The organism is Massilia eburnea (genome assembly GCF_050709955.1).
Lineage (GTDB): Bacteria > Pseudomonadota > Gammaproteobacteria > Burkholderiales > Burkholderiaceae_D > Rugamonas > Rugamonas eburnea_A.
Genome location: NZ_JBNZFX010000029.1, coordinates 132,268 through 153,567, shown reverse-complemented (window position 1 = coordinate 153,567; position 21,300 = coordinate 132,268). Strand labels below are relative to the sequence as shown.

The window sequence follows — 21,300 nt, the reverse complement described above, 5'->3', positions numbered from 1 at the left end:
TGCTGGTAGGACAATATGTCCAATTTCGCGCCTTGTCCAGAGCCCTCAGAATAGAAAGATTCTTGACTTAGGACATTGTTTCTTGCGCATGCCTATATTACTTCTCCTCCTCGCAGCCGTCTGCCTTACAGGCTGCAATACCATCGTTATGAACCCCGCCGGCGATGTTGCCTCGCAACAGGCGCACCTGGTGACCATTTCGACGCTGCTCATGTTGCTGATCATCGTACCGGTGATCGCGCTGACCGTACTGTTCGCCTGGCGTTACCGAAAAGGCAACACCAACGCCAAATATACCCCGGATTGGGACCATTCGACCCAACTCGAACTGGTGATCTGGGGCGCCCCGCTGATGATCATCATCGTGCTCGGCCTGCTGACCTGGATCAGCACCCACCTGCTGGACCCATACCGTCCGCTCAGCCGCATCGACGAAAAACGTCCGCTGGCAGCCGACCACAAGCCGCTGGTCGTGCAAGTCGTGGCCATGGACTGGAAATGGCTGTTCATCTACCCGGAACAGGGCATCGCCACCGTCAACGAACTGGTGACCCCGATCGACACCCCGATCCGCTTCAAGATCACCGCCTCGACCGTGATGAATTCGTTCTACATCCCTGCGCTGGCCGGCCAGATCTACGCCATGCCGGGCATGGACACCACCCTCAACGCGGTGCTGAACAAGCCGGGCACTTATGATGGCTTCTCGGCCAACTACAGCGGCGCGGGCTTCTCGCACATGCGCTTCAAGTACCACGGCATGTCGACCGCCGATTTCGACGCCTGGGTTGCCAAGACCAAGGCCGGCGGCGGCACCCTGAACCGCGCCGACTATATGGCCCTCGAAAAGCCAAGCGAACGCGAACCGGTGCGCCGTTATGGCGCGGTGGAGAACGCGCTGTACACCGCGATCATCAACCGCTGCGTCGAACCTGGTTCGACCTGCGCCAACCAGACCATGGCTGCCGATGCCGCCCGCCTGCGCGCCATCGCCGCCAAGAAAGAAATGGAAGCGCGCATCTGCACCCCAAGCGATACCTACGCTGAAGCCAAGCAGGACGTCGCCCTCGCATCTACTTCTCGCAAGAACTGATTATGGAAAACCAAACCCTCCACCCCTTGCTGGGCCGGCTGAGCTGGGACGCGATCCCGTATCATGAGCCGATCCTTGTCGCCACCTTCGCCATGGTGGTGCTGGGCGGCCTGGCCGTCATGGGCGCCATGACCAAATACCGCCTCTGGGGCCCGCTGTGGCGCGACTGGGTCACCAGTATCGACCACAAGAAAATCGGCATCATGTACATGGTGCTGGGCCTGGTCATGCTGCTGCGCGGCTTTGCCGACGCGCTGATGATGCGCCTGCAGCAAGCCGTCGCTTTCGGCGACAGCGTGGGCTACCTGCCTCCGCACCACTACGACCAGATCTTCACCGCCCACGGCGTGATCATGATCTTCTTCGTCGCGATGCCTTTCGTGACCGGCTTGATGAACTACGTGGTGCCGCTGCAGATCGGTGCGCGCGACGTGGCCTTCCCGTTCCTGAACAACTTCTCGTTCTGGATGACCGCATTCGGCGGCGGCCTGACCATGGTCTCGCTGTTCGTCGGCGAGTATGCGAAAACCGGCTGGCTGGCTTACCCGCCGCTGTCCGGCATCCTGGCCAGCCCTGACGTCGGGGTCGACTACTACATCTGGTCCTTGCAGGTGGCGGGGGTCGGGACATTGCTGTCAGGGGTCAACCTGATCGCGACCATCGTCAAGATGCGCGCGCCAGGCATGAAGCTGATGAAGATGCCGGTCTTCACCTGGACCTCGCTGTGCACCAACGTGCTGATCGTGGTGACCTTCCCTGTGCTGACCGCCGTGCTGGCCATGCTGTCGCTGGACCGTACCTTCGGCACCCACTTCTTCACCAGCGATTTCGGCGGCGATTCCATGCTGTACGTGAACCTGATCTGGATCTGGGGCCACCCTGAGGTGTACATCCTGGTGCTGCCGGTGTTCGGCGTGTTCTCGGAAATCGTGTCGACCTTCTCCGGCAAGCGCCTGTTCGGCTACACCTCGATGGTGTACGCGACCGTGGTGATCACCATCCTGTCCTACCTGGTATGGCTGCACCACTTCTTCACCATGGGCTCCGGCGCCAGCGTGAACTCCTTCTTCGGCATCACGACGATGATCATTTCGATCCCGACCGGCGCCAAGATCTTCAACTGGCTGTTCACCATGTACCGCGGCCGCATCCGCTTTGAACTGCCGATGATGTGGACCATCGCCTTCATGATCACGTTCGTGATCGGTGGCATGACCGGCGTGCTGCTGGCGGTTCCGCCGGCCGACTTCGTGCTGCACAACTCCCTCTTCCTGATCGCTCACTTCCACAACGTGATCATCGGCGGCGTGGTGTTCGGCGTGTTCGCTGCAATCAACTACTGGTTCCCGAAAGCCTTCGGCTACAAGCTGGACGTGTTCTGGGGCAAAGTCTCGTTCTGGTGCTGGGTGGTCGGCTTCTACCTCGCGTTCATGCCGCTGTACGTGCTGGGCCTGATGGGCGTGACCCGCCGCATGAGCCATTTCGACGATCCTTCGCTGCAGATCTGGTTCCAGGTCGCCGCTGTCGGCGCGGTCCTGATCGCCGGCGGTATCGGCTCGATGCTGGTGCAGTTCCATGTGTCCTACCGTCGCCGCGATGCGCTGCGCGACGTGACCGGCGACCCATGGGATGGCCGTACCCTGGAGTGGTCGACTTCGTCCCCTCCTCCGGACTACAACTTCGCGTTCACCCCACGCGTGTACGACAACGACAGCTGGACCGACATGAAGCGCCGCAACTACCTGCGCCCAGTGACCGACTTCGTGGCGATCCACATGCCGAAGAACACGGCTGCAGGCTTCGTCATCGCCGGCCTGAGCGCCGCGACCGGCTTCGCCCTGGTCTGGCAGATGTGGATCTTCGCCGTGCTCGGCCTGGCGGCCACCGTCGGCGCCGCGATCATCCATACCTTTAACTACAAGCGCGATTACTACATTCCGGCCGAAGAAGTCGTTGTGACCGAAGCCGAGCGCACCCGTACCCTGGAGGCAGCCAATGTCTGAACTCGTTCTTGATCCTGTAAAGGCAGGTGCGCACGGCGCGCAAGACGACATGCCGTTCCACGTCCGCGAGCATCATCCGGAGAACGGCACCCTGCTGGGCTTCTGGCTCTACCTGATGAGCGATTGCCTGATCTTCGCCGTCCTGTTCATCGCTTATGCAGTCCTGGGCCGCAACTTCGCGGGCGGCCCGTCCGGCGCCGAGCTGTTCGACCTGCCGCTGGTGGCCCTGAATACCGGTTTCCTGCTGCTGTCGTCGATCACCTACGGCTTCGCCATGCTGGCGTCGCAGCGCAAGAAGCTGGGCACCACCCTGGTCTGGCTGGCTGTCACCGGCCTGTTCGGCCTGGCCTTCCTGGGCCTGGAAATGTACGAATTCGTGCACCTGATCCACGAAGGCGCCGGCCCGCAGCGCAGCGCCTTCCTGACTTCGTTCTTCGCGCTGGTCGGTACCCACGGCCTGCACGTGAGCTTCGGCGTGATCTGGCTGGTGACCCTGATGGTCCAGTTGAACCGCCACGGCCTGACCGAAGCCAACACCCGCCGCCTGATGTGCCTGTCGATGTTCTGGCACTTCCTGGACGTGATCTGGATCGGCGTCTTCACCTTTGTCTACCTGATGGGAGTCCTGCCATGAGCGCACACCACGACCACGAACACGGCCACGGCGCGCACGGCGACGGCCATGACCACGGCAGCCTGAAAAGCTACGCCATCGGTTTCATCCTGTCCGTCATCCTGACCGCGATTCCATTCTGGCTGGTCATGGGCAACGTGATCAAGGACTCGAGCACCACCGCCTTCGTCATCCTCGGCTTTGCCGTAGTGCAGATCGTGGTTCACATGATCTACTTCCTGCACATGAACTCGCGTTCGGAAGGCGGCTGGACCTTGCTGGCACTGATCTTCACCATCGTACTGGTCGCGATCGTACTGATCGGCTCGATCTGGGTCATGTACCACCTGAACCACAATATGATGCCGTCCATGGGCCCGGCCGGCAGTTCCTCCGTGCAGCAGATGCACGACATGCCTTGAGTAAAGCGCGCACCGCCTCCCCGCGGGCGCGCCTTTTCTGGGCCGCCGGGATCTCGCTCGCCTGTGCCGTATTCCTGGCGCTCGGGACCTGGCAGCTGTTTCGCATGCACTGGAAACATCAGCTGATCGCCCGCGTCGACCAGCGGGCGCACGCGGCTGCTGTCGCGGCCCCCTCCGCTTCCGAATGGCCGTCCCTCACGGCCGACAATGCCGAATACCGGCATGTGCAGGTTTCCGGCGTGCTGCTGTCAGATCGCAGCACCCTGGTACAGGCTTCCACCCAGCTCGGCCCCGGCTTCTGGGTCATGACACCGCTGCAGACCGCTTCCGGTGACATCATCCTGGTCAATCGCGGCTACATCGCCGACCGCAAGGCTGATAGCGGCTCCGCTACTACGCCAGCCGAGGTGAGCGGTTTGCTGCGCATGAGCCAACCAGACGGTGACCTGCTGCGCAAGAACGACCCTGCCGGCCAGCGCTGGTATTCGCGCGACGTGCAAGCCATCGCCGCAGCGCACGGCCTGGCGCGGGTCGCCCCTTACTTCATCGATGCCGACGCCAGCCCCGCCCCACAGCCCGGCCAGCCAGTCGGCGGCCTCACCGTGATCGCTTTCCGTGATAATCACCTTGTATACGCTTTGACTTGGTATGCTCTAGCGTTGATGATCATCGGGCGCACATGGCAAATCACTCGGAAAACACGGCGGAACCTGGCGGAATGATGTCCTTGTCCCTTGCGGCAGGCGTCGGCGACACCACCGGCCACAAAAACATGTTGTACCTGATCCGGCTGCGCTGGATCGCGGTACTGGGCCAGATCACGACCATCGCCGGCGTCAGCCTCGGTCTCGGCCTGAACCTGCCGATGCCGCAGATGCTGACGGTGCTGGCCTGCCTGATCGCCTTTAACATCGGCAGCCATTTGCGCTGGCACGAAAACCCGATCGTTACCAATAACGAAATGCTGCTGGCGCTGCTGGTCGATGTGGCCAGCCTGACCGCGCAGCTGCATTTCAGCGGCGGCACCACCAACCCCTTTGCCTTCCTCTACCTGCTGCAGGTGATCCTGTCGGCGGTGCTGCTCGACGCCTGGGCCGCCTGGACCATCGTCGGCATTACCGGCGCTTGCCTGGGCGGCCTGGCCATGTTTTCCAAGCCCCTGCCCCAGCTGCTGGAGAATGAAAGCGCCTTCGCCGGCCTGTACGTGGTGGGCATGCTGCTCTGCTTCCTGCTGAATGCGGGCCTGCTGGTGATCCTGATCAAACGCATCACCGGCAACCTGCGCGACCGCGACGCTCACCTGGCCGACCTGCGCCAGCGTGCGGCCGAAGAAGACCATATCGTGCGTATGGGCCTGCTGGCATCCGGCGCCGCCCACGAACTGGGCACGCCGATGGCGACCATGGCGGTCCTGCTGGGCGACTGGCGCCGCATGCCCGAATTTACCGGGAACGCGATCCTGCAGGAGGAAATCGAGGAAATGCAGACCCAGCTCCAGCGCTGCAAGACCATTGTCACCGGCATCCTGCTGTCGGCGGGCGAGCTGCGCGGCGAATCGTCGGCCAAGACCACCCTGCGCTCCTTCCTCGACGAGATGCTGGATGAATGGCGCAGCAACCGCCCGGTCGTCGCTTTCGAATACGATGACAAGCTGCCCAGCGACCTGCCGGTGGTGTTCGAATCCGCGCTCAAGCAAACGATTTTCAACCTGCTCGACAATGCGCTGGAAGCCTCGCCGCAGTGGGTCAAGCTGGAAGCGTCGGCTGAAGGCGAAGTGCTGAAGCTGGCGGTCAGCGACCGCGGCCCCGGCTTTGCGCCGTCGATGCTGGCGCAATTCGGCAAGCCTTACCAGTCGAGCAAAGGCCGGCCCGGCAGCGGGCTTGGACTGTTCCTGGTCGTAAACGTGCTCCGCACACTGGGTGGCACGGTTGAAGCACGCAATCTGGACAAAGGCGCGCTGGTCGAGCTGCGCCTGCCACTGTCTGCGATTGCACTCGAATAGGAAAAGCACCATGACTACAGAGCGCTTATTGCTGATCGTGGAAGATGATCCCGCGTTCGCGCGCACCCTTTCGCGCTCGTTCGAACGCCGCGGCTACACCGTTGTCCGCGCAAGCAACCTGGAACAAGTGGGCGCGCTCCTGCTGAATCACAGCCCGACCCACGCGGTGGTCGACCTCAAGCTTGAAGGCAGCACTTCCGGCCTGGCCTGCGTGCAGGCCCTGCACACCCATTCGCCCGACATGCTGATCGTGGTGCTGACCGGCTTCGCCAGCATTGTCACTGCCGTCGAAGCGGTCAAGCTTGGCGCCTGCCAGTACCTGGCCAAGCCTTCCAATACGGACGATATCGAAGCCGCCTTCTTGCACGTGGCCGGCGTGGCCGAAGTCGAGCTGACCAACCGCTCGACCTCCATCAAGACGCTGGAGTGGGAGCACATTCACCAGGTGCTGGCGGAAACCGGCTTCAATATCTCGGAAGCAGCCCGCCGCCTGGGCATGCATCGCCGCACGCTGGCGCGCAAGCTCGAAAAACAGCGCGTCAAGTAAGCCATGGGCTTCCGTGACGCCTTGCGCTCTTTCTTCATCGGGGAAAACCTGCATGACGGCCCCTGTGCCCCGGTAACAAGGGTCGATATGATGCGACCGGAGGGGCCGCGACACTACCTGAAAGCGGTGCCGGGCTGCAGCACCGGAGCGAAGCGCCCGCTGGTCGTGGTCCTGCATGGCAGCGGTGCCTCTGCCGAACAAGTCCTGGGGCTGGCCTTCCCTTTTTCGCCACTGTCAGTCTGGCTGGAAATTGCCGAACGGGAGCAAGTGGTGGTCGTGGCGCCCGACGGCATCAAACGCCGCGGGCAACGCGCCTGGAACGACGGTTATGCAGATGTGGCGAGCAATCCCTCATGCAATGACGTGGCCTTCATCGGCGCGATTATCGAACACGCCATTGCCGAAGATGGCGTTGATCCGGACCGGGTCTACGTGATCGGGGTCTCCAAGGGCGGAATGATGACTTATCGGGTTGCCGCAGAACTGGCGCCACGGCTGGCCGCGTTCTCGACGGTATTGGCTGCGATGCCACTGCGCGCGTCCTATGCGGCGCCCAAAATTCCCCTCCCGGCCCTGATCGTCGCCGGCGACAAGGACCCGTTCATCCCCTACGCGGGCGGCAAGTCGTTCGTGACACTGTGGTTCACGGCGCCGGCACTGGCCATTGAGGCCACCGCTGCCGTTTGGCGCCAATTGGCCGGGTTGTCGGGCGCCCCTGCCGTCGACCACCTTCCGCCAACGAAGGACGGCTCAACGCAGGTGATTCGCTATACCTGGGGCGATGACCCGAATGCATTGCAGCTAGTCCTGCTGAAGATCGCCGGCGGCGGCCACGCCGAGCCAAGCCGCAAGAAACGCTATCCGGGACTATTCAGCCACTTCCCTGGGCGGCAAAACGCAGACGTCGAGATAGCGGAAGAGGCCTGGGCCTTTTTCAAGGACAAACGGCGCGCAGGGCACTCACAACGTAGTTTCGAGAGCGATGCGCTCTCCAAGGCGCTGCAATAGCAAGTGCACATGGTAGCCATCCACGAAGCCGTGATGCGCCTGGACGCAGAATGGCACCGTCATCATGTCGCCATCCAGATCGCTGTAACGTCCCCATGCGATTAATGGTATGTCGGCCGACTTATACTCGTAGATCGGGTGCTCGATTGCTCGCATGTCGAGCCACGGCATGCAGGTGGTGTAGACATTGTTTTTCTGCTCGCGCGGTGTCAGGTCGCGGCCGGTATTGATGAATTCGCGCGTCGCGCGCGCTTCAACGCCTGCAGCCAGGCTGCGGGAAATGAACTCGGCGCGATCGGTCGACATCTCGAACCTGGCGTAATTCAGGTTGTTGTCCAGGTTGATTACCGTGTAGCCACCGTAGAAGTCATCGATCTTGATCACCTCCCCCTCGAACTCGCGGTACAGGAAGTTGTCGACATCTTTCACACTCATGTACAGGCAGTACAAGAGAAAATGGAACGGCGGCAGTTGCCGCTCCTTGCAGTAGTGACGGAACTCCGGCAGCCGCGCGACGACACTCAGGTTCAGCAGCGGATTCGCATACTGGCGAAACGACTCGTAACGGTCGCGGCGAAATTCAAATTTATCCATTTTCAATGCTCACTCGGCGAGTCGGTAATCATACGGAGCGCTCATCGGATTGTCCTTAAGATTTGCCAAGCAAATCCGGGTCAGACTTGCGGGTTCAACTTTTCAATTTTGGAGTGCAGTTTGTTCAAGCCCGCCAGGTAGGCTTTGGCGGAAGCCACGACAATGTCAGGGTCGGCGCCGACGCCATTGACGATGCGGCCGGAGTGCGCCAGGCGCATTGTCACCTCGCCTTGCGATTGGGTGCCGGGGCTGATGCCACTGATGGCGAACAGCACCAGCTCGGCGCCGCTTTGCGCCTGGCTCTCGATGGCGTTGACCATGGCGTCGACCGGGCCGTCGCCGGTGCCTTCGGCGCTGTGCTCGACGCCGTCAATCGAAAACACGACGCGCGCAAACGGCAGTTCACCGGTTTCCGAGCGCTGCGCCAACGAGACGAAGCGGAAATGTTCGCCGCCGGATGCGGCCTCTTCGTCGCTCACCAGGGCCATTATGTCTTCGTCGAAAATTTCCGACTTGCGGTCGGCCAGTTCCTTGAAGCGGGCAAATGCGGCATTGACTTCCGCTTCGGAGTCGAGCTCGATGCCAAGCTCCTGCAAGCGCTGCTTGAAGGCGTTGCGGCCGGAGAGCTTGCCCAGCACGATCTTGTTGGCAGTCCAGCCCACGTCCTCGGCGCGCATGATTTCATACGTTTCGCGCGCCTTGAGGATGCCGTCCTGATGGATACCTGAGGCGTGGGCAAAGGCATTGGCGCCGACCACCGCCTTATTCGGCTGCACGGCAAAGCCGGTAATCTGCGACACCATCTTCGATGCAGGCACGATCTGCGTGGTATCGATCGCGCAATCCAGGTTGAAATAGCCGGCGCGCGTGCGCAGCGCCATCACCACCTCTTCCAGGGCGGTATTGCCGGCGCGCTCGCCCAGGCCGTTGATGGTGCATTCGACCTGCCGCGCACCGCCGATCATGACACCGGCCAGCGAGTTCGCCACCGCCAGGCCAAGGTCGTTATGACAGTGCACCGACCATACGGCCTTGTCGGAGTTCGGAATGCGCTCGCGCAGGCGGCGGATGGTCTCGCCGTACAGCTCCGGCACAGCATAGCCCACAGTGTCAGGGAAGTTGATGGTGGTGGCGCCCTCGGCGATCACGTTCTCCAGCACGCGGCACAGGAAATCCTCCTCCGAACGGCTGCCGTCCTCCGGGCTGAACTCGATGTCGTCGGTGAATTTGCTGGCGAAGCGAATCGCCAGCTTGGCCTGCTCCAGTACCTGATCCGGGGTCATGCGCAGCTTCATCTGCATATGCAGCTGCGAGGTGGCAATGAAGGTATGAATGCGCTTGCGCGCCGCGGGCTCCAGCGCCTCCGCGGCGCGGGCCAGGTCGCGGTCATTGGCGCGCGCCAGCGAACACACGATCGGTTCGCGCACGGCGGTGGCGATGGCACGGATGGATTCGAAGTCGCCCTGCGAAGCAGCGGCGAAACCCGCCTCGATCACATCGACCCGCAGCTTTTCAAGCTGGCGGGCGATGCGCACCTTTTCTTCCCGGGTCATGGAGGCGCCCGGCGATTGCTCGCCGTCGCGCAGGGTAGTATCGAAGATGATGAGGCGGTTATTCATGGAATCGCTCCTTCTGAATTGCCGCCCCTGCGGCCTTACGATTCGTCTTCTGGCGAAGTTTTCTCGATCAGTTTGACCGGGTTGCCTTTGACCAGGCGGGTCAGGTAAATCACGTAGCCTGACAGTCCATATGCCACGAACAGCACGAACAGCACTTTCGGCGGATCGATCGAGATCAGGGCGAAGAACATCGCAATCAGGAACACGGCCAGGAATGGCACCGACTTGCGGAAGTTGATGTCCTTGAAGCTGTAGAACGGCACGTTCGACACCATGCTCAGGCCAGCAAATACCGCCAGCACCCAGCCCTGCCAAGGATAGAACACGCCATCCACTTCCAGGTCGGTCAACAGCATGACGAAGCCGGCGATCAGGGAGGCGGCGGCCGGCGATGGCAGGCCCTGGAAGTAGCGTTTGTCGACTACTTCGATATTGGTGTTGAAGCGGGCCAGGCGCAGTGCGGCGCCGGCGCAGTAAACGAAGGCTGCGATCCAGCCCAGCTTACCGAGGCCGCGCAGTGCGAATTCGTAGATCACCAGCGCCGGGGCGGCGCCGAAGGACACCATGTCCGACAGCGAGTCGTACTGGGCGCCAAACTCGCTCTGGGTATTGGTCAGGCGTGCCACGCGGCCATCCAGGCCGTCCAGCAGCATGGCGACGAAAATCGCCCAGGCGGCATGCTCGAAGCGCTGGTTCATGGCCATGACGATGGCGAAGAAGCCGCAGAACAGCGCACCGGTGGTGAAGGCGTTCGGCAGCAGGTAGATGCCGCGCGAACGCGGCTTGTCGAGGCCATCGGCCCCCTTGCGGCGGGCGAAGCGGCTGAACAGCGATTGCTTGCCGGCGGCGTTTTTAGGCCGGCGGCGGGGGAATTTGGCCATACTCTTCCATTTTGTATACTAGGGTGGCCCCTATTATAGAGGACACCCAGTGTGGAAGTGGCAACTTTGGCTTACTTGAACTTGACCTTGCCGACCACGCGCATTTCCAGGGTGGTTTCACCGGGCTCGAAGCTCGGCTCGGCCACGGCCTGGTCCATCTCGGCTTTGGCGGACATGCGGGCCATCATGGGGGCCGGCGCGCCTGCCGGACCGCCGCCGTAGTTGCCGGAGCCTTCATAGTCGATGGTGTCCAGCACCGCATCGGTCACCGGACGGCCCATGGCCGAAGCAATCGAGGCAATGCGCTCGTTCAGGTTCTTGTAGGTGGCGGCGATACGGGCGTCATCCAGCTTGCGGGTTGCCGCTGGGCTCAGGCCAAAGGACAGGCCGTTCAGGGTCAACACTTTCTGTGCAGCGGCCACGGTCTTCGGCAGCACGCCGATATTGGTGGTGGTCATCTGCACGTACTGGCCAACGCGCCATGCGGTCGGCTGACGCACCTTGGCAGTGGCGCCTGGCGGCAGCGGACGGTCTTCAGGATAGACCGGATAGGTGTAGTAGCCCTGGGTTTTCAGTTTGGCTTGCGGGTCTTCCTTCTTCAGGATTTCCAGGCCCTGCTTGATCTTCTGGTTCACGCGCGAGGCGGCAGCCGTCTTGTCTTTGTCCTGCTCTTCGATCGCCAGCACGGCTACGGCCTGGTCGTTCGGGGCAGTGACTTCACCATAGGCAGGCACGATGACGGTGGCGCCCGCGGTCGGGACGGATTGTGCGATGGCGGCCTGGGTACCCAGCACCAGCGCGGCGGCAGCTACAGCTTTCTTGACGGTCATTGTTATTCTCCTTGCGTGGTTACGATGGAACGCACTTTAACTGAATTCAGACTGCAGGTTTGTCGCTGTTTAGTGAGCGTTTGTAACAGCCCTGACATCATAGAGCCATGCGATTATGGCATCATCACACGTCGTCAACTCCATTCATGAACAAGGAAAATGGCAAAGTACCTGATTCCCGCGCTGGCCCTGGCGGCCTCGTTCGGCGCCCACGCAGCGCCAGCCAAACAGCCTGCACAACCAAAACTCGTCCTCGTCATGGCCGTCGATGGCCTGCCGCAAGAGCAAGTGACACGCTACGCCCACCAGTTCGGCCAGGGCGGCTTCCGCCGCCTGCTGGAACAGGGCGCGTGGTTCAGCAATGCACACCAGGCGCACGGCATTACCGTAACCGCTGTCGGACATGCGGCCATCCTGAGTGGCGCCTATCCCTACCAGCACGGCATCATCGGCAATAACTGGGTCAACCCAGCCAACGGCGGCAGCATGTACTGCACTGAAGACGCCAACTACCAATACGTCGGCAACGAGAAGACCGATCCGCACGACGGCACCTCGCCCGCCAACCTGCGCGTCGATACGCTGGGCGACCAACTGCGCTACGCAACCGGCCAGAAATCGAAGGTGATTACCGTCTCCGGCAAGGACCGCGGCGCGATCCTCCTGGGCGGCAAGACCGGTACGGCCTATATGTATATGGAAGAAAGCGGCAACTTCGCCTCCTCCACTTTCTACATGAAGGAGCATCCTCAGTGGGTGCAGAAGTACCAGGCGGGCAAGCCGCAAGAACGTTACTACGGCGTGAAATGGAAGCCGCTGCTGGCCGATTCGGCTTACGCGGGAGATTACGGCGATGCGCCGAGCCTGCAGCTCTCCAGCGAATCGGGCAAGACCGATGCCGCCTATTACAAGCGCCTGAAAGAATCTCCATTCCTCGACGAACTGACCGCAGAATTTGCACAGGCCGCGATCGAGGGCGAGAACCTCGGCAAGAATCCGGCGGGCGTGCCTGACTTGCTGGCTGTGAGCTTCTCAGCGCACGACCTGGCGAACCACGGCTACGGCCCGGAGAGCAAGATCTCGCACGACCACCTGCTGCGCCTGGACCGCATGCTGTCCAACTTCTTCTCGTATATCGACAAACGCATCGGCATGGACAATGTGCTGGTGGTGCTGACCGCCGACCATGGTTTCGCAAATACTCCGGAATTTGCCAATGAAGTCCAGAAGGCTGGCGTCAACCGCATCGACGGCAAAAAGCTGGTGGAAGACCTGAATGCCCACCTATCATCCAGGTTCGGCTTGAACAAAGGCGTTTCCGCCTACTCGATTCCCAACCTGCACCTGGACTACGCCCAGATCGAGAACAAAGGCTTGAAGCGCGAGGAAGTTGAAAATGCCGCGGCACGCTTCCTGTTGTCGCAGCCCGGCTTGGCCGATGTATTCACCCGCACCCAGATGGAGAGCGGTGCAGTCGGCGGCACCCGCATTGCGACCCTGATGCGCAGGGCCTGGAACCGCCAGATTTCCGGCGACCTGATGGTCGTGGCCAAGCCGCACTGGATCTTCGGCTTCCCGACCGGCAAAGGCACCACGCACGGCTCGCCGTATGCCTACGACACCAATGTGCCACTGATCGTGATGGGCAAGCCGTGGGTGAAAACCGGCCACTACGGCCAGTACGCCGAAGTAGTCGACATCGCCCCCACCCTCGCCTACCTGCTCAACGTACGCCCCCCAGCCGGCGCCGAAGGCCGCGTCCTCACCGAAGCGCTGAAGTAAGGCAAATGTCCACTTTGGGGTCAGGAACCAAAGTGGACATTTCCCCTCGTATAATGCAGCTCCGATCTTATTCCGGAGCACACTATGCCGATTTACCGCATTGCCATCGTTTCTGCTGTCCTGGCACTGACCACCGCCTGCTCGATCAACCGCCCGGTCGCCGACGATTACGACACTTACCTGGGGAACAACGTCAAGACCAGCAACCTGCCCAACGCCAGGATTGCAGACAAATACTATCTCCCGCCCGCCACCCAAGCCCACCACTACGAATTCAAAAGCGTGATGGGTGGCTATGCCAATACCTGGGTTGTCGAATTCGGCAAGGTGCTCGATGCCACGATGCGATCCTCGGATGTCGTGGCAGCGCTGGGAAGCGTCAGCAAGGCCGGCAACGACAAATCGGGTGCCGGAAACACCTTGGTGTTCGAGCTGCAGCGATACTCATTCGAAGACCACGGTGCGCATATCGAGCTGGCGATCAGCATCCGCAATGCCCAGGGCGAAGTATTCAAGAAGGTCTATGAGGCCGACGGGCGCACGCAAGGCGGCAAGATGTTCTGGGGCGGAGCGTTCGCGATGAAGAACGCAGTCCAGCAATCGACCAAGCTGGCGATGGACGATATCCTGGCCCGCTTCATTCGCGACGCCGCCGGCACTGGCCTCGCATCGGCAGCAAAGTAAAAAAAACGGCCCCGAGGGGCCGTTGAAGTTTGCTTCTAGGGACAATCAGTTCTTGGACTGGTCGACCAGTTTGTTTTTGGCGATCCAAGGCATCATCGCGCGCAGCTTGGCGCCGACTTCTTCGATCTGGTGCTCGGAAGTCAGGCGGCGGCGCGAGATCAGGGTCGGTGCGCCGGCCTTGTTCTCCAGGATGAAGCTCTTGGCGTATTCACCAGTCTGGATGTCTTTCAGGCACTGGCGCATCGCTTCCTTGGTGGCGGATGTCACCACTTTCGGGCCAGTCACGTACTCGCCGTACTCCGCGTTGTTGGAGATCGAGTAGTTCATGTTGGCGATGCCGCCTTCGTAGATCAGGTCCACGATCAGCTTCAGTTCGTGCAGGCACTCGAAGTAAGCCATCTCCGGAGCGTAACCTGCTTCCACCAAGGTTTCGAAACCGGCTTTGATCAGTTCAACGGCACCGCCGCACAGGACCGCTTGTTCGCCGAACAGGTCGGTTTCGGTCTCTTCACGGAAGTTGGTTTCGATGATGCCGGCCTTGCCGCCACCGTTGGCCGACGCGTACGACAGGGCGATATCACGGGCGGAGCCGGATTTATCCTGGTAGACGGCGATCAGGTGCGGCACGCCGCCACCCTGGCGGTAGGTGCCGCGCACGGTGTGGCCTGGCGCCTTGGGAGCGATCATGATCACGTCCAGGTCAGCGCGCGGCACAACCTGGCCGTAGTGCACATTGAAGCCGTGGGCGAAGGCCAGCACGCCGCCTTGCTTGATGTTCGGTTCGACGTTTTCTTTATACACCTGGGCGATGTTCTCGTCCGGCAGCAGGATCATCACAACGTCGGCGTTCTTCACCGCTTCGTTCACTTCCGCCACTTTCAGGCCAGCCGCTTCGACCTTGTTCCAGGAGGCGCCGCCCTTGCGCAGGCCAACGGTCACGTTCACGCCGGATTCGGTCAGGTTCTGCGCATGCGCGTGGCCTTGCGAGCCGTAGCCGATGATGGCAACGTTCTTGCCTTTGATGAGGGAGAGGTCAGCGTCTTTGTCGTAGAAAACTTTCATGGTCATTCCTTGGGTGTGAATTCGTTTGAATTGCGGTTCAATTATTTAAACTTTGAGGATGCGCTCGCCGCGGCCAATGCCGGAGCCGCCAGTACGGACGGTCTCCAGGATCGAGGCACGGTCAATCGCATCGATGAAGGCGTCCAGCTTGCTCTTGGCGCCCGTCAGCTCAATGGTGTAGGTCTTTTCGGTCACGTCGATGATGCGGCCGCGGAAGATGTCGGCGGTGCGTTTCATCTCTTCGCGCTCCTTGCCGACCGCACGCACCTTGATCAGCATCAGTTCGCGCTCGATGTGCTGGCCTTCGGTCAGGTCCACCACCTTCACCACCTCAATCAGGCGGTTCAGGTGCTTGGTGATCTGTTCGATGATGTCATCGGACCCGGTGGTCACGATGGTCATACGCGACAGGGTCGCATCTTCGGTCGGCGCAACGGTCAGCGTTTCGATGTTGTAGCCGCGGGCGGAGAACAGGCCCACCACGCGGGACAGCGCACCCGCTTCGTTTTCGAGCAGTACAGAAATAATATGGCGCATGATTACAGGTCCTCCGAGCCAAGCAGCATTTCGGAGAGGCCTTTGCCGGCTTTCACCATCGGCCACACGTTTTCACTCTGGTCGGTAATGAAGTTCATGAAGACCAGGCGGTCTTTCATGCCAAAGGCTTCCTTCAAAGCGCCTTCGACATCGCCCGGTTTTTCAATGCGCATGCCGACGTGGCCATAAGCTTCGGCCAGCTTTTCGAAGTCCGGCAGCGAATCCATATAGGACTCGGAATAGCGCGAACCGTAGTCGATCTGCTGCCACTGGCGAACCATGCCCAGGAAGCGGTTGTTCAACAGGATGATCTTCGGTGTCAGGCGGTACTGTTTGCAGGTCGCCAGTTCCTGGATGTTCATCTGGATCGAGCCTTCGCCGGTAATGCAGGCGACGGTCGCATCCGGATTGGCCATCTGCACGCCCATGGCATACGGCAGGCCGACACCCATGGTGCCCAGGCCGCCGGAATTGATCCAGCGGCGCGGCTTGTCGAAACGGTAGTACTGCGCGGCCCACATCTGGTGCTGGCCCACGTCGGACGTGATGAAGGCGTCGCCCTTGGTGATGTCGTACAGCGACTCCACCACTTGCTGCGGCTTGATGACCAGGTCGGAAGTGGCATACTTTAGGCAATCGCGGCCACGCCATTCGTTGATCTGCTTCCACCAATCCTTCAGCGCGGCCGCATTTGGACGCTGCTCGGTCGCTTCCAGCTGCGACAGCAGTTCGACCAGCACGTCCTTCACATTGCCGACGATAGGAATGTCCACTTTCACGCGCTTCGAGATCGAGGATGGGTCGATATCGATGTGGATGATCTTGCGCGGGTTCTGGCTGAAGTGCTTCGGATTGCCGATCACACGGTCGTCAAAGCGCGCGCCGATCGCAATCAGCACGTCGCAGTTCTGCATCGCGAGGTTGGCTTCGTATGTGCCGTGCATGCCGGGCATGCCGACGAAGCACGGATCGGATGCGCGCGAACCGCCAAGGCCCATCAGGGTATTGGTGACCGGGAAGCCGAGCTTCTCAACCAGTTTGTTCAGCTCATTCGATGCATGCGCCAGGATCACGCCGCCGCCGGTGTAGATCATTGGCCGCTCGGCCGACAGCAGCAGCTGCAGCGCCTTGCGGATCTGGCCGGCGTGGCCTTTGTCTACCGGGCGGTAGGAGCGCATCTCGATCTCTTTCGGATACGAGTACACGTGCTTGTGCATCGAGATGTCTTTTGGAATATCGACCAGCACCGGGCCTGGACGGCCGGTCTTGGCGATATAGAAGGCTTTCTTGACGGTTTCCGCCAGGTCCTTCACATCCTTCACCAGGAAGTTGTGCTTGACCACCGGACGGGTAATGCCCACGGTATCGCATTCCTGGAACGCATCCTGGCCAATCGCGTGGCTCGGCACCTGGCCGGAAATCACCACCATCGGAACGGAGTCCATGTATGCGGTGGACAGGCCGGTCACCGCATTGGTGACGCCAGGTCCGGAAGTAACCAGCGCCACGCCGACTTTGTTCGAGCTGCGCGAATACGCATCGGCGGCATGGATAGCGGCCTGCTCATGGCGAACGAGGATGTGCTGGAATTTGTCCTGCTTGAAGATGGCGTCGTAGATATAAAGGACGGCGCCGCCGGGATATCCGAAAACATGTTCTACGCCTTCCTCAGCGAGGCAGCGGACAAGGATTTCGGCGCCCGTGATGGGAGCTTCGGTATTCATGAAACATTCCTTTCAAGGTCCATAGGAGATTGATCGGATGCTCTTGCCTAGCGAAGTGGGCGACACCGTGCACGACTCTCAGCTTCCCTTCTTTCTGCGGTCACACTGACCCTTCCCCCATGCGTAGCTGGAGTACAAGCCGATGCTAAACGCAACTCGTTTGGCCGGAGTTTTGCAGCGGTTTCTGGCCTACCTCTCGCGCTTGTGGCACGGGTTAGAGCAAACTGCTGACAATAGAAAGCTGGCTTTTCAGGACGGCTTTGTGTGCCTGTGCCGAAGAACCGGAGAGCCTTGTGGTGTACAAAGCGTCCTTAACGTTACCGCGCTGCACCATATTGGTCAAGCTTATTCTGCTTTTTTTGTTAAAATGCCGGATTGTTCAGACAAGCGATAAAGCGCAGCCCTCTTCCCGACGCATGGCCACAGACAAAGAATTATCGAATTTCCTCGAAAGTGTCGAGCGCCGCGCCTTCAAACAGGCGGTCTATGCCGTCCGAAAGGACGAGTCCGCCCTGGACATTGTGCAGGACGCAATGATCAAGCTGGCCGAAAAATACGGCGATAAACCGGCCGCAGAATTGCCGGCGTTGTTCCAGCGCATCCTGCAAACCACCATACTTGATTATTTCCGTCGCGAAAAAGTCCGTAATACCTGGGTAAGTCTTTTCTCGGGCCTTGGCCCCAGCCAGGAAGAGCATGAGGACTTTGATATACTGGAATCCTACGAGGCTGAACAGGGTTCCCAGGCGGCCGAGTCGAGTGCGGATCAGGTAGAACGGGCACAGATCTTGCAAATAATTGAAGAAGAAGTGCAAAAACTGCCTACGCGTCAACGAGAAGCGTTCCTCATGCGTTACTGGCAGGACATGGACGTAGCAGAAACTGCCGAAGCGATGGGATGTTCCGAAGGGAGCGTAAAGACGCATTGCTCACGAGCAACACACACTCTCGCTGTATCGCTCAAAGCCAAGGGAATTAAGTTATGAACACCGAAGACACAAACTTTGCATACGGCGTGCGGCGCGCGCTCAATGAAAAGCTGGACGACCTGCCTGCCTCGACAACTGATCGCCTGGCCGCAGCCCGCATGGCTGCGATGAAGCGCAAGAAGGGCGACGCACCGGCCCGCGTGCGCGTGACCCGTACCGCACCGGCTGTGGCTGGCGGCGCCAGGGGCTTCTTTGCCAACCCGTTTGCCTGGTTCAACCGCGTCAGCGTGGCCCTGCCATTGCTGCTGCTGATGGGCGGCATGGTCGGCGTGTACCAGTACGAACAACAGCAATCGATCGTGGAACTGGCAGAAATGGACGCCGCAGTGCTGTCCGATGAGCTGCCGCTGTCTGCTTACCTTGACCAGGGCTTTGGCGCCTACCTCGAGACTCGCGAGCAATAAAGTATGGCGCGTGCAAGTGGCAGGACAAAATGGGTTGCTGGAGCAATCGCACTAGCGGGTGTGGGGATCGCTGCCATTGTATGGCTGGTGAGCCGCCCTGCTTCGCCTCCAGCGCCGGTACCTTCGACTGCCACCTCCGCTGCAGCGCCTGCCAAGCCAGTCGGTGAAAAGCCCCACTGGTCCGACCTGAAACCAGCCCAGCAACAAGCTTTGGCGCCGCTCGAGGCGACTTGGGAAGAACTGGGCCCGGTACGCAAGCAAAAATGGATCTCCATCGGCAATCGCCTGGCCAAGATGAAGCCGGACGAAAAAGCGCGTGTGCAGGAACGCATGCGCGAATGGGTGGCGTTGTCGCCTGCCGAGCGCAAGGCGGTGCGCGAGAACTTTGCCCGCGCCCAGAAGAAAGCAACGCCGCCGGGCCAGCGTGCCGCCGAGTGGGAGCAATACCAGCAGTTGCCGGACGAAGCCAAGAAGGCCTTGGCCGAAGCAGGCGCCGCCAAGAATAACCAGGTTGTGAAGACGCCTAGCCTGGCGCAGTCCACCGTGAAAACTCCGGCCCCGGTCAAGGCGCAAGGCCATGGCCTGGTGCGGGCACCGGGCACCGTACCACCCGGCACCGTGCCGCCAGCGCCGATCGGCTTGCCGCAGGGCTCGCCGGCCATAGTGCCGCCGGGCAGCGCCCAGGGTGTGGGCAACGCCAATTCCGCCACTGCCGGTGCAAGCGCCGCCCCAGCTGCTGCGCCGGGAGCCGCCGCAGCGGCCACTCCGGCTGCCGCGCCAGCCACCAGCCCAGCGGTGCCGGCGGCGGAAGCGACTGCGCCGGCCTCCGTTCCCCCTGCCGCGCTGAGCGCGCCACCAGCGGTTTCTAATGCAAGCAAATAACGCTGTTCCGACCATCAAGCGTCGCCTGATCGCGATGGTCTATGAAATCCTGCTGGCGCTCGCTGCCCTGTTCCTGCCTTTCCTGGTGTTCGAGATCGCAACCAAGGCCAGCCACACCGCACTGGTCGAACATATGCGCCAGTTCCTGGCCTTCCTGATCCTGGGTGCCTATTTCATCCACCAATGGACCCGCAAAGGCCAGACCCTGGCCATGCAAACCTGGCGCATCAAGCTGGTGCAGCCGGGCCAAACGTACTTGCCGATCCGCACCGCCGCCTTGCGCTACCTGTTGTGCTGGCTGTGGATCCTGCCCGGCATCACCGTCGCCTACGCGGCCGACCTCAGCAATAAGCACAAGCTGTACGCCTTGCTGGCCAGCGTTCTGCTGTGGTCGCTGACCGCCTTCCTCGACAAGGACCGCCAGTTCCTGCACGACCGCATCGCCGGCACCCGCCTGGTGCAATTGCCGAAACCGGAGAAAAAAGGCGCCAAGGCCGCCTGAGCACTCGCTATACTGGACTTGGACAAGGGAGGCAACCATGGACAAGGACAGCAGCTTCACTGGCTCAATTCCAGAAACCTACGAGCGCGCCATGGTGCCGCTCCTCTTCACCCCTTATGCCATCGACATGGCGCGCCGCATTGCACAGCGGCGCCCTTCGCGCATACTGGAAGTGGCGGCCGGCACCGGCGCAGTGACCCGCCACCTGCTACAGGAAATCCCCGCCGCACAAATCGTCGCCAGCGACCTCAATCCCGCCATGCTGGAACAGGCGCGCAAAGCCGTTGTTTCGCCGCACGTTGAATGGCAACAAGCGGACGGGCAAGCGCTGCCCTTCCCCGACGCCAGCTTCGACGCGGTGGCATGCCAGTTCGGCGTGATGTTCTTTCCCGACAAGGTGCGCGGTTTCAGCGAAGCCCGCCGTGTGCTGAAGCCTGGCGGTCTCTATTGCTTCAATGTGTGGGATGGCATCAGCCATAACGATTTTTCCGCCACCATCAACCATGCTTTGGCCAAGGTTTTCCCGGACGATCCGCCGCGCTTCCTGGCGCGCGTGCCGTATGGTTGGCACGACGTCGACGTGATCCTCGAAGAACTGAAACGCGGCGGCTGGAGCGGAAACATCACGCATGAAGTGGTAACGGCGACCAGCCGCGCGCAGTCCGCAACTTCCACTGCTATTGCGCTGTGCCAGGGTTCTCCGTTACGGGCGGACATAGAAGCGCGCGATCCGGCGCGCCTGCAGGAAGCGACCGATGCGGCGATCGCCGCGCTGACCGAGAAATTCGGCAGCGGCGCCATTGAAGGCAAGATGCAGGCGCTCGTGTTTACTTGCGAGGCGTGAACTCGTAGACCCGGGCGCCCTCGCCCACATCCTCGTCGTCGCCCAGCGCAAACTCGCCGCGCTCGAAAGCAGCGACGACGTCCATCGCCTGGCCCAGTTCATCTTGCGGCACCATGACGCGCGCGCCGCCAATGGCCGGCGCCAGCAGGAAGGCCGCCTGCACGTGCTGGTCGTCCATCACCGTCGCATTCAGGCCCGCCGCACGCAGGCAGCCGCACAGGATGAAGGCATCCGCCGGAATCAGGCAGCGGCGAACGAGGCAGAAATCATTGTCCATA

23 protein-coding genes are annotated in these 21,300 nt (G+C 61.2%); 15 read left to right on the top strand and 8 right to left on the bottom strand.

Annotation, left to right across the window (positions count from 1 at the left end; genetic code table 11):
* Positions 1–148 precede the first annotated feature (148 nt).
* The 8 genes from cyoA to ACQ4MM_RS15645 are packed head-to-tail and all read left to right on the top strand — an operon-like array spanning position 149 to position 7,688.
* A complete protein-coding gene (cyoA, locus tag ACQ4MM_RS15680) occupies positions 149–1,093 on the top strand; it encodes a ubiquinol oxidase subunit II (RefSeq protein WP_431478206.1) in 945 nt (314 codons plus the stop codon).
* A 2-nt stretch (positions 1,094–1,095) separates the two neighbouring features.
* Positions 1,096–3,096: a cytochrome o ubiquinol oxidase subunit I gene (gene cyoB / locus ACQ4MM_RS15675; protein WP_431478205.1), complete on the top strand. Its 2,001-nt coding sequence runs from the start codon at positions 1,096–1,098 to the stop codon at positions 3,094–3,096.
* A gap of 49 nt (positions 3,097–3,145) precedes the next feature.
* Positions 3,146–3,730: a cytochrome o ubiquinol oxidase subunit III gene (cyoC, locus tag ACQ4MM_RS15670; protein ID WP_431478212.1), complete on the top strand. Its 585-nt coding sequence runs from the start codon at positions 3,146–3,148 to the stop codon at positions 3,728–3,730.
* Positions 3,727–4,131: a cytochrome o ubiquinol oxidase subunit IV gene (cyoD, locus tag ACQ4MM_RS15665; RefSeq protein WP_431478204.1), complete on the top strand. Its 405-nt coding sequence runs from the start codon at positions 3,727–3,729 to the stop codon at positions 4,129–4,131. Before cyoC ends, cyoD begins: the two co-directional genes overlap by 4 nt.
* On the top strand, positions 4,128–4,853 hold the full coding sequence (locus tag ACQ4MM_RS15660; protein ID WP_431478203.1) for an SURF1 family protein: 726 nt from the start codon (positions 4,128–4,130) through the stop codon (positions 4,851–4,853). Before cyoD ends, ACQ4MM_RS15660 begins: the two co-directional genes overlap by 4 nt.
* Positions 4,850–6,133 carry an ATP-binding protein gene (locus ACQ4MM_RS15655; RefSeq protein ID WP_431478202.1) on the top strand — a complete coding sequence of 428 codons (1,284 nt, stop codon included), beginning with the start codon at positions 4,850–4,852 and terminating at the stop codon, positions 6,131–6,133. The genes ACQ4MM_RS15660 and ACQ4MM_RS15655 overlap by 4 nt, the downstream gene beginning before the upstream one ends.
* Before the next feature lie 10 nt (positions 6,134–6,143).
* Positions 6,144–6,680, top strand: a complete 537-nt coding sequence (locus ACQ4MM_RS15650) for a response regulator transcription factor (protein WP_431478201.1) — start codon at positions 6,144–6,146, stop codon at positions 6,678–6,680.
* A gap of 3 nt (positions 6,681–6,683) precedes the next feature.
* Complete coding sequence (locus ACQ4MM_RS15645) at positions 6,684–7,688, top strand: alpha/beta hydrolase family esterase (protein WP_431478200.1); 1,005 nt, start codon at positions 6,684–6,686, stop codon at positions 7,686–7,688.
* On the opposite strand, the gene ACQ4MM_RS15640 is transcribed toward ACQ4MM_RS15645, so the two are convergent.
* From ACQ4MM_RS15640 to ACQ4MM_RS15625, 4 genes are all read right to left on the bottom strand, one after another.
* Positions 7,641–8,282, bottom strand: a complete 642-nt coding sequence (locus ACQ4MM_RS15640) for a CatA-like O-acetyltransferase (protein ID WP_431478199.1) — start codon at positions 8,280–8,282, stop codon at positions 7,641–7,643. The genes ACQ4MM_RS15645 and ACQ4MM_RS15640 overlap by 48 nt on opposite strands.
* Before the next feature lie 80 nt (positions 8,283–8,362).
* The gene (locus tag ACQ4MM_RS15635; protein ID WP_431478198.1) at positions 8,363–9,901 is read right to left on the bottom strand and encodes a 2-isopropylmalate synthase; all 1,539 of its coding nucleotides are present in this window, start codon (positions 9,899–9,901) and stop codon (positions 8,363–8,365) included.
* A gap of 35 nt (positions 9,902–9,936) precedes the next feature.
* Positions 9,937–10,782: a CDP-diacylglycerol--serine O-phosphatidyltransferase gene (gene pssA / locus ACQ4MM_RS15630; RefSeq protein WP_431478197.1), complete on the bottom strand. Its 846-nt coding sequence runs from the start codon at positions 10,780–10,782 to the stop codon at positions 9,937–9,939.
* Between the two features lie 71 nt (positions 10,783–10,853).
* Positions 10,854–11,612: an SIMPL domain-containing protein gene (locus ACQ4MM_RS15625; protein WP_431478196.1), complete on the bottom strand. Its 759-nt coding sequence runs from the start codon at positions 11,610–11,612 to the stop codon at positions 10,854–10,856.
* A gap of 159 nt (positions 11,613–11,771) precedes the next feature.
* On the opposite strand from ACQ4MM_RS15625, the gene ACQ4MM_RS15620 reads away from it, so the two are divergent.
* Positions 11,772–13,394 (top strand): alkaline phosphatase family protein, encoded by a 1,623-nt coding sequence (locus ACQ4MM_RS15620; protein ID WP_431478195.1) that lies wholly within the window; start codon positions 11,772–11,774, stop codon positions 13,392–13,394.
* Positions 13,395–13,478: 84 nt separating this feature from the next.
* Positions 13,479–14,078 carry a hypothetical protein gene (locus ACQ4MM_RS15615; RefSeq protein ID WP_431478194.1) on the top strand — a complete coding sequence of 200 codons (600 nt, stop codon included), beginning with the start codon at positions 13,479–13,481 and terminating at the stop codon, positions 14,076–14,078.
* Between the two features lie 45 nt (positions 14,079–14,123).
* Here ACQ4MM_RS15615 and ilvC read toward each other — a convergent pair whose 3' ends face one another.
* The 3 genes from ilvC to ACQ4MM_RS15600 are packed head-to-tail and all read right to left on the bottom strand — an operon-like array spanning position 14,124 to position 17,401.
* Positions 14,124–15,140, bottom strand: a complete 1,017-nt coding sequence (gene ilvC, locus ACQ4MM_RS15610) for a ketol-acid reductoisomerase (protein WP_055936393.1) — start codon at positions 15,138–15,140, stop codon at positions 14,124–14,126.
* 45 nt (positions 15,141–15,185) lie between these two features.
* Positions 15,186–15,677, bottom strand: a complete 492-nt coding sequence (gene ilvN, locus ACQ4MM_RS15605) for an acetolactate synthase small subunit (RefSeq protein WP_028104341.1) — start codon at positions 15,675–15,677, stop codon at positions 15,186–15,188.
* 2 nt (positions 15,678–15,679) lie between these two features.
* Entirely contained in the window at positions 15,680–17,401 is a 1,722-nt protein-coding gene (locus ACQ4MM_RS15600) for an acetolactate synthase 3 catalytic subunit (RefSeq protein ID WP_431478193.1), read from the bottom strand.
* Between the two features lie 296 nt (positions 17,402–17,697).
* Here ACQ4MM_RS15600 and ACQ4MM_RS15595 point away from each other — a divergent pair, with 296 nt between their 5' ends.
* The 5 genes from ACQ4MM_RS15595 (at position 17,698) to ACQ4MM_RS15575 (ending at position 21,022) form a co-directional block, all read left to right on the top strand.
* The gene (locus ACQ4MM_RS15595) at positions 17,698–18,387 is read left to right on the top strand and encodes an RNA polymerase sigma factor (protein WP_431478192.1); all 690 of its coding nucleotides are present in this window, start codon (positions 17,698–17,700) and stop codon (positions 18,385–18,387) included.
* Positions 18,384–18,794 carry a DUF3619 family protein gene (locus tag ACQ4MM_RS15590; protein ID WP_431478191.1) on the top strand — a complete coding sequence of 137 codons (411 nt, stop codon included), beginning with the start codon at positions 18,384–18,386 and terminating at the stop codon, positions 18,792–18,794. The genes ACQ4MM_RS15595 and ACQ4MM_RS15590 overlap by 4 nt, the downstream gene beginning before the upstream one ends.
* 87 nt (positions 18,795–18,881) lie before the next feature.
* Positions 18,882–19,676 carry a DUF3106 domain-containing protein gene (locus ACQ4MM_RS15585; RefSeq protein ID WP_431478190.1) on the top strand — a complete coding sequence of 265 codons (795 nt, stop codon included), beginning with the start codon at positions 18,882–18,884 and terminating at the stop codon, positions 19,674–19,676.
* Positions 19,663–20,178, top strand: a complete 516-nt coding sequence (locus ACQ4MM_RS15580; RefSeq protein WP_431478189.1) for an RDD family protein — start codon at positions 19,663–19,665, stop codon at positions 20,176–20,178. The genes ACQ4MM_RS15585 and ACQ4MM_RS15580 overlap by 14 nt, the downstream gene beginning before the upstream one ends.
* Before the next feature lie 37 nt (positions 20,179–20,215).
* Positions 20,216–21,022, top strand: a complete 807-nt coding sequence (locus tag ACQ4MM_RS15575) for a class I SAM-dependent methyltransferase (protein ID WP_431478188.1) — start codon at positions 20,216–20,218, stop codon at positions 21,020–21,022.
* Here ACQ4MM_RS15575 and ACQ4MM_RS15570 read toward each other — a convergent pair.
* On the bottom strand, positions 21,006–21,299 hold the full coding sequence (locus ACQ4MM_RS15570; RefSeq protein WP_431478187.1) for a hypothetical protein: 294 nt from the start codon (positions 21,297–21,299) through the stop codon (positions 21,006–21,008). The genes ACQ4MM_RS15575 and ACQ4MM_RS15570 overlap by 17 nt on opposite strands.
* Position 21,300: the final 1 nt, after the last annotated feature.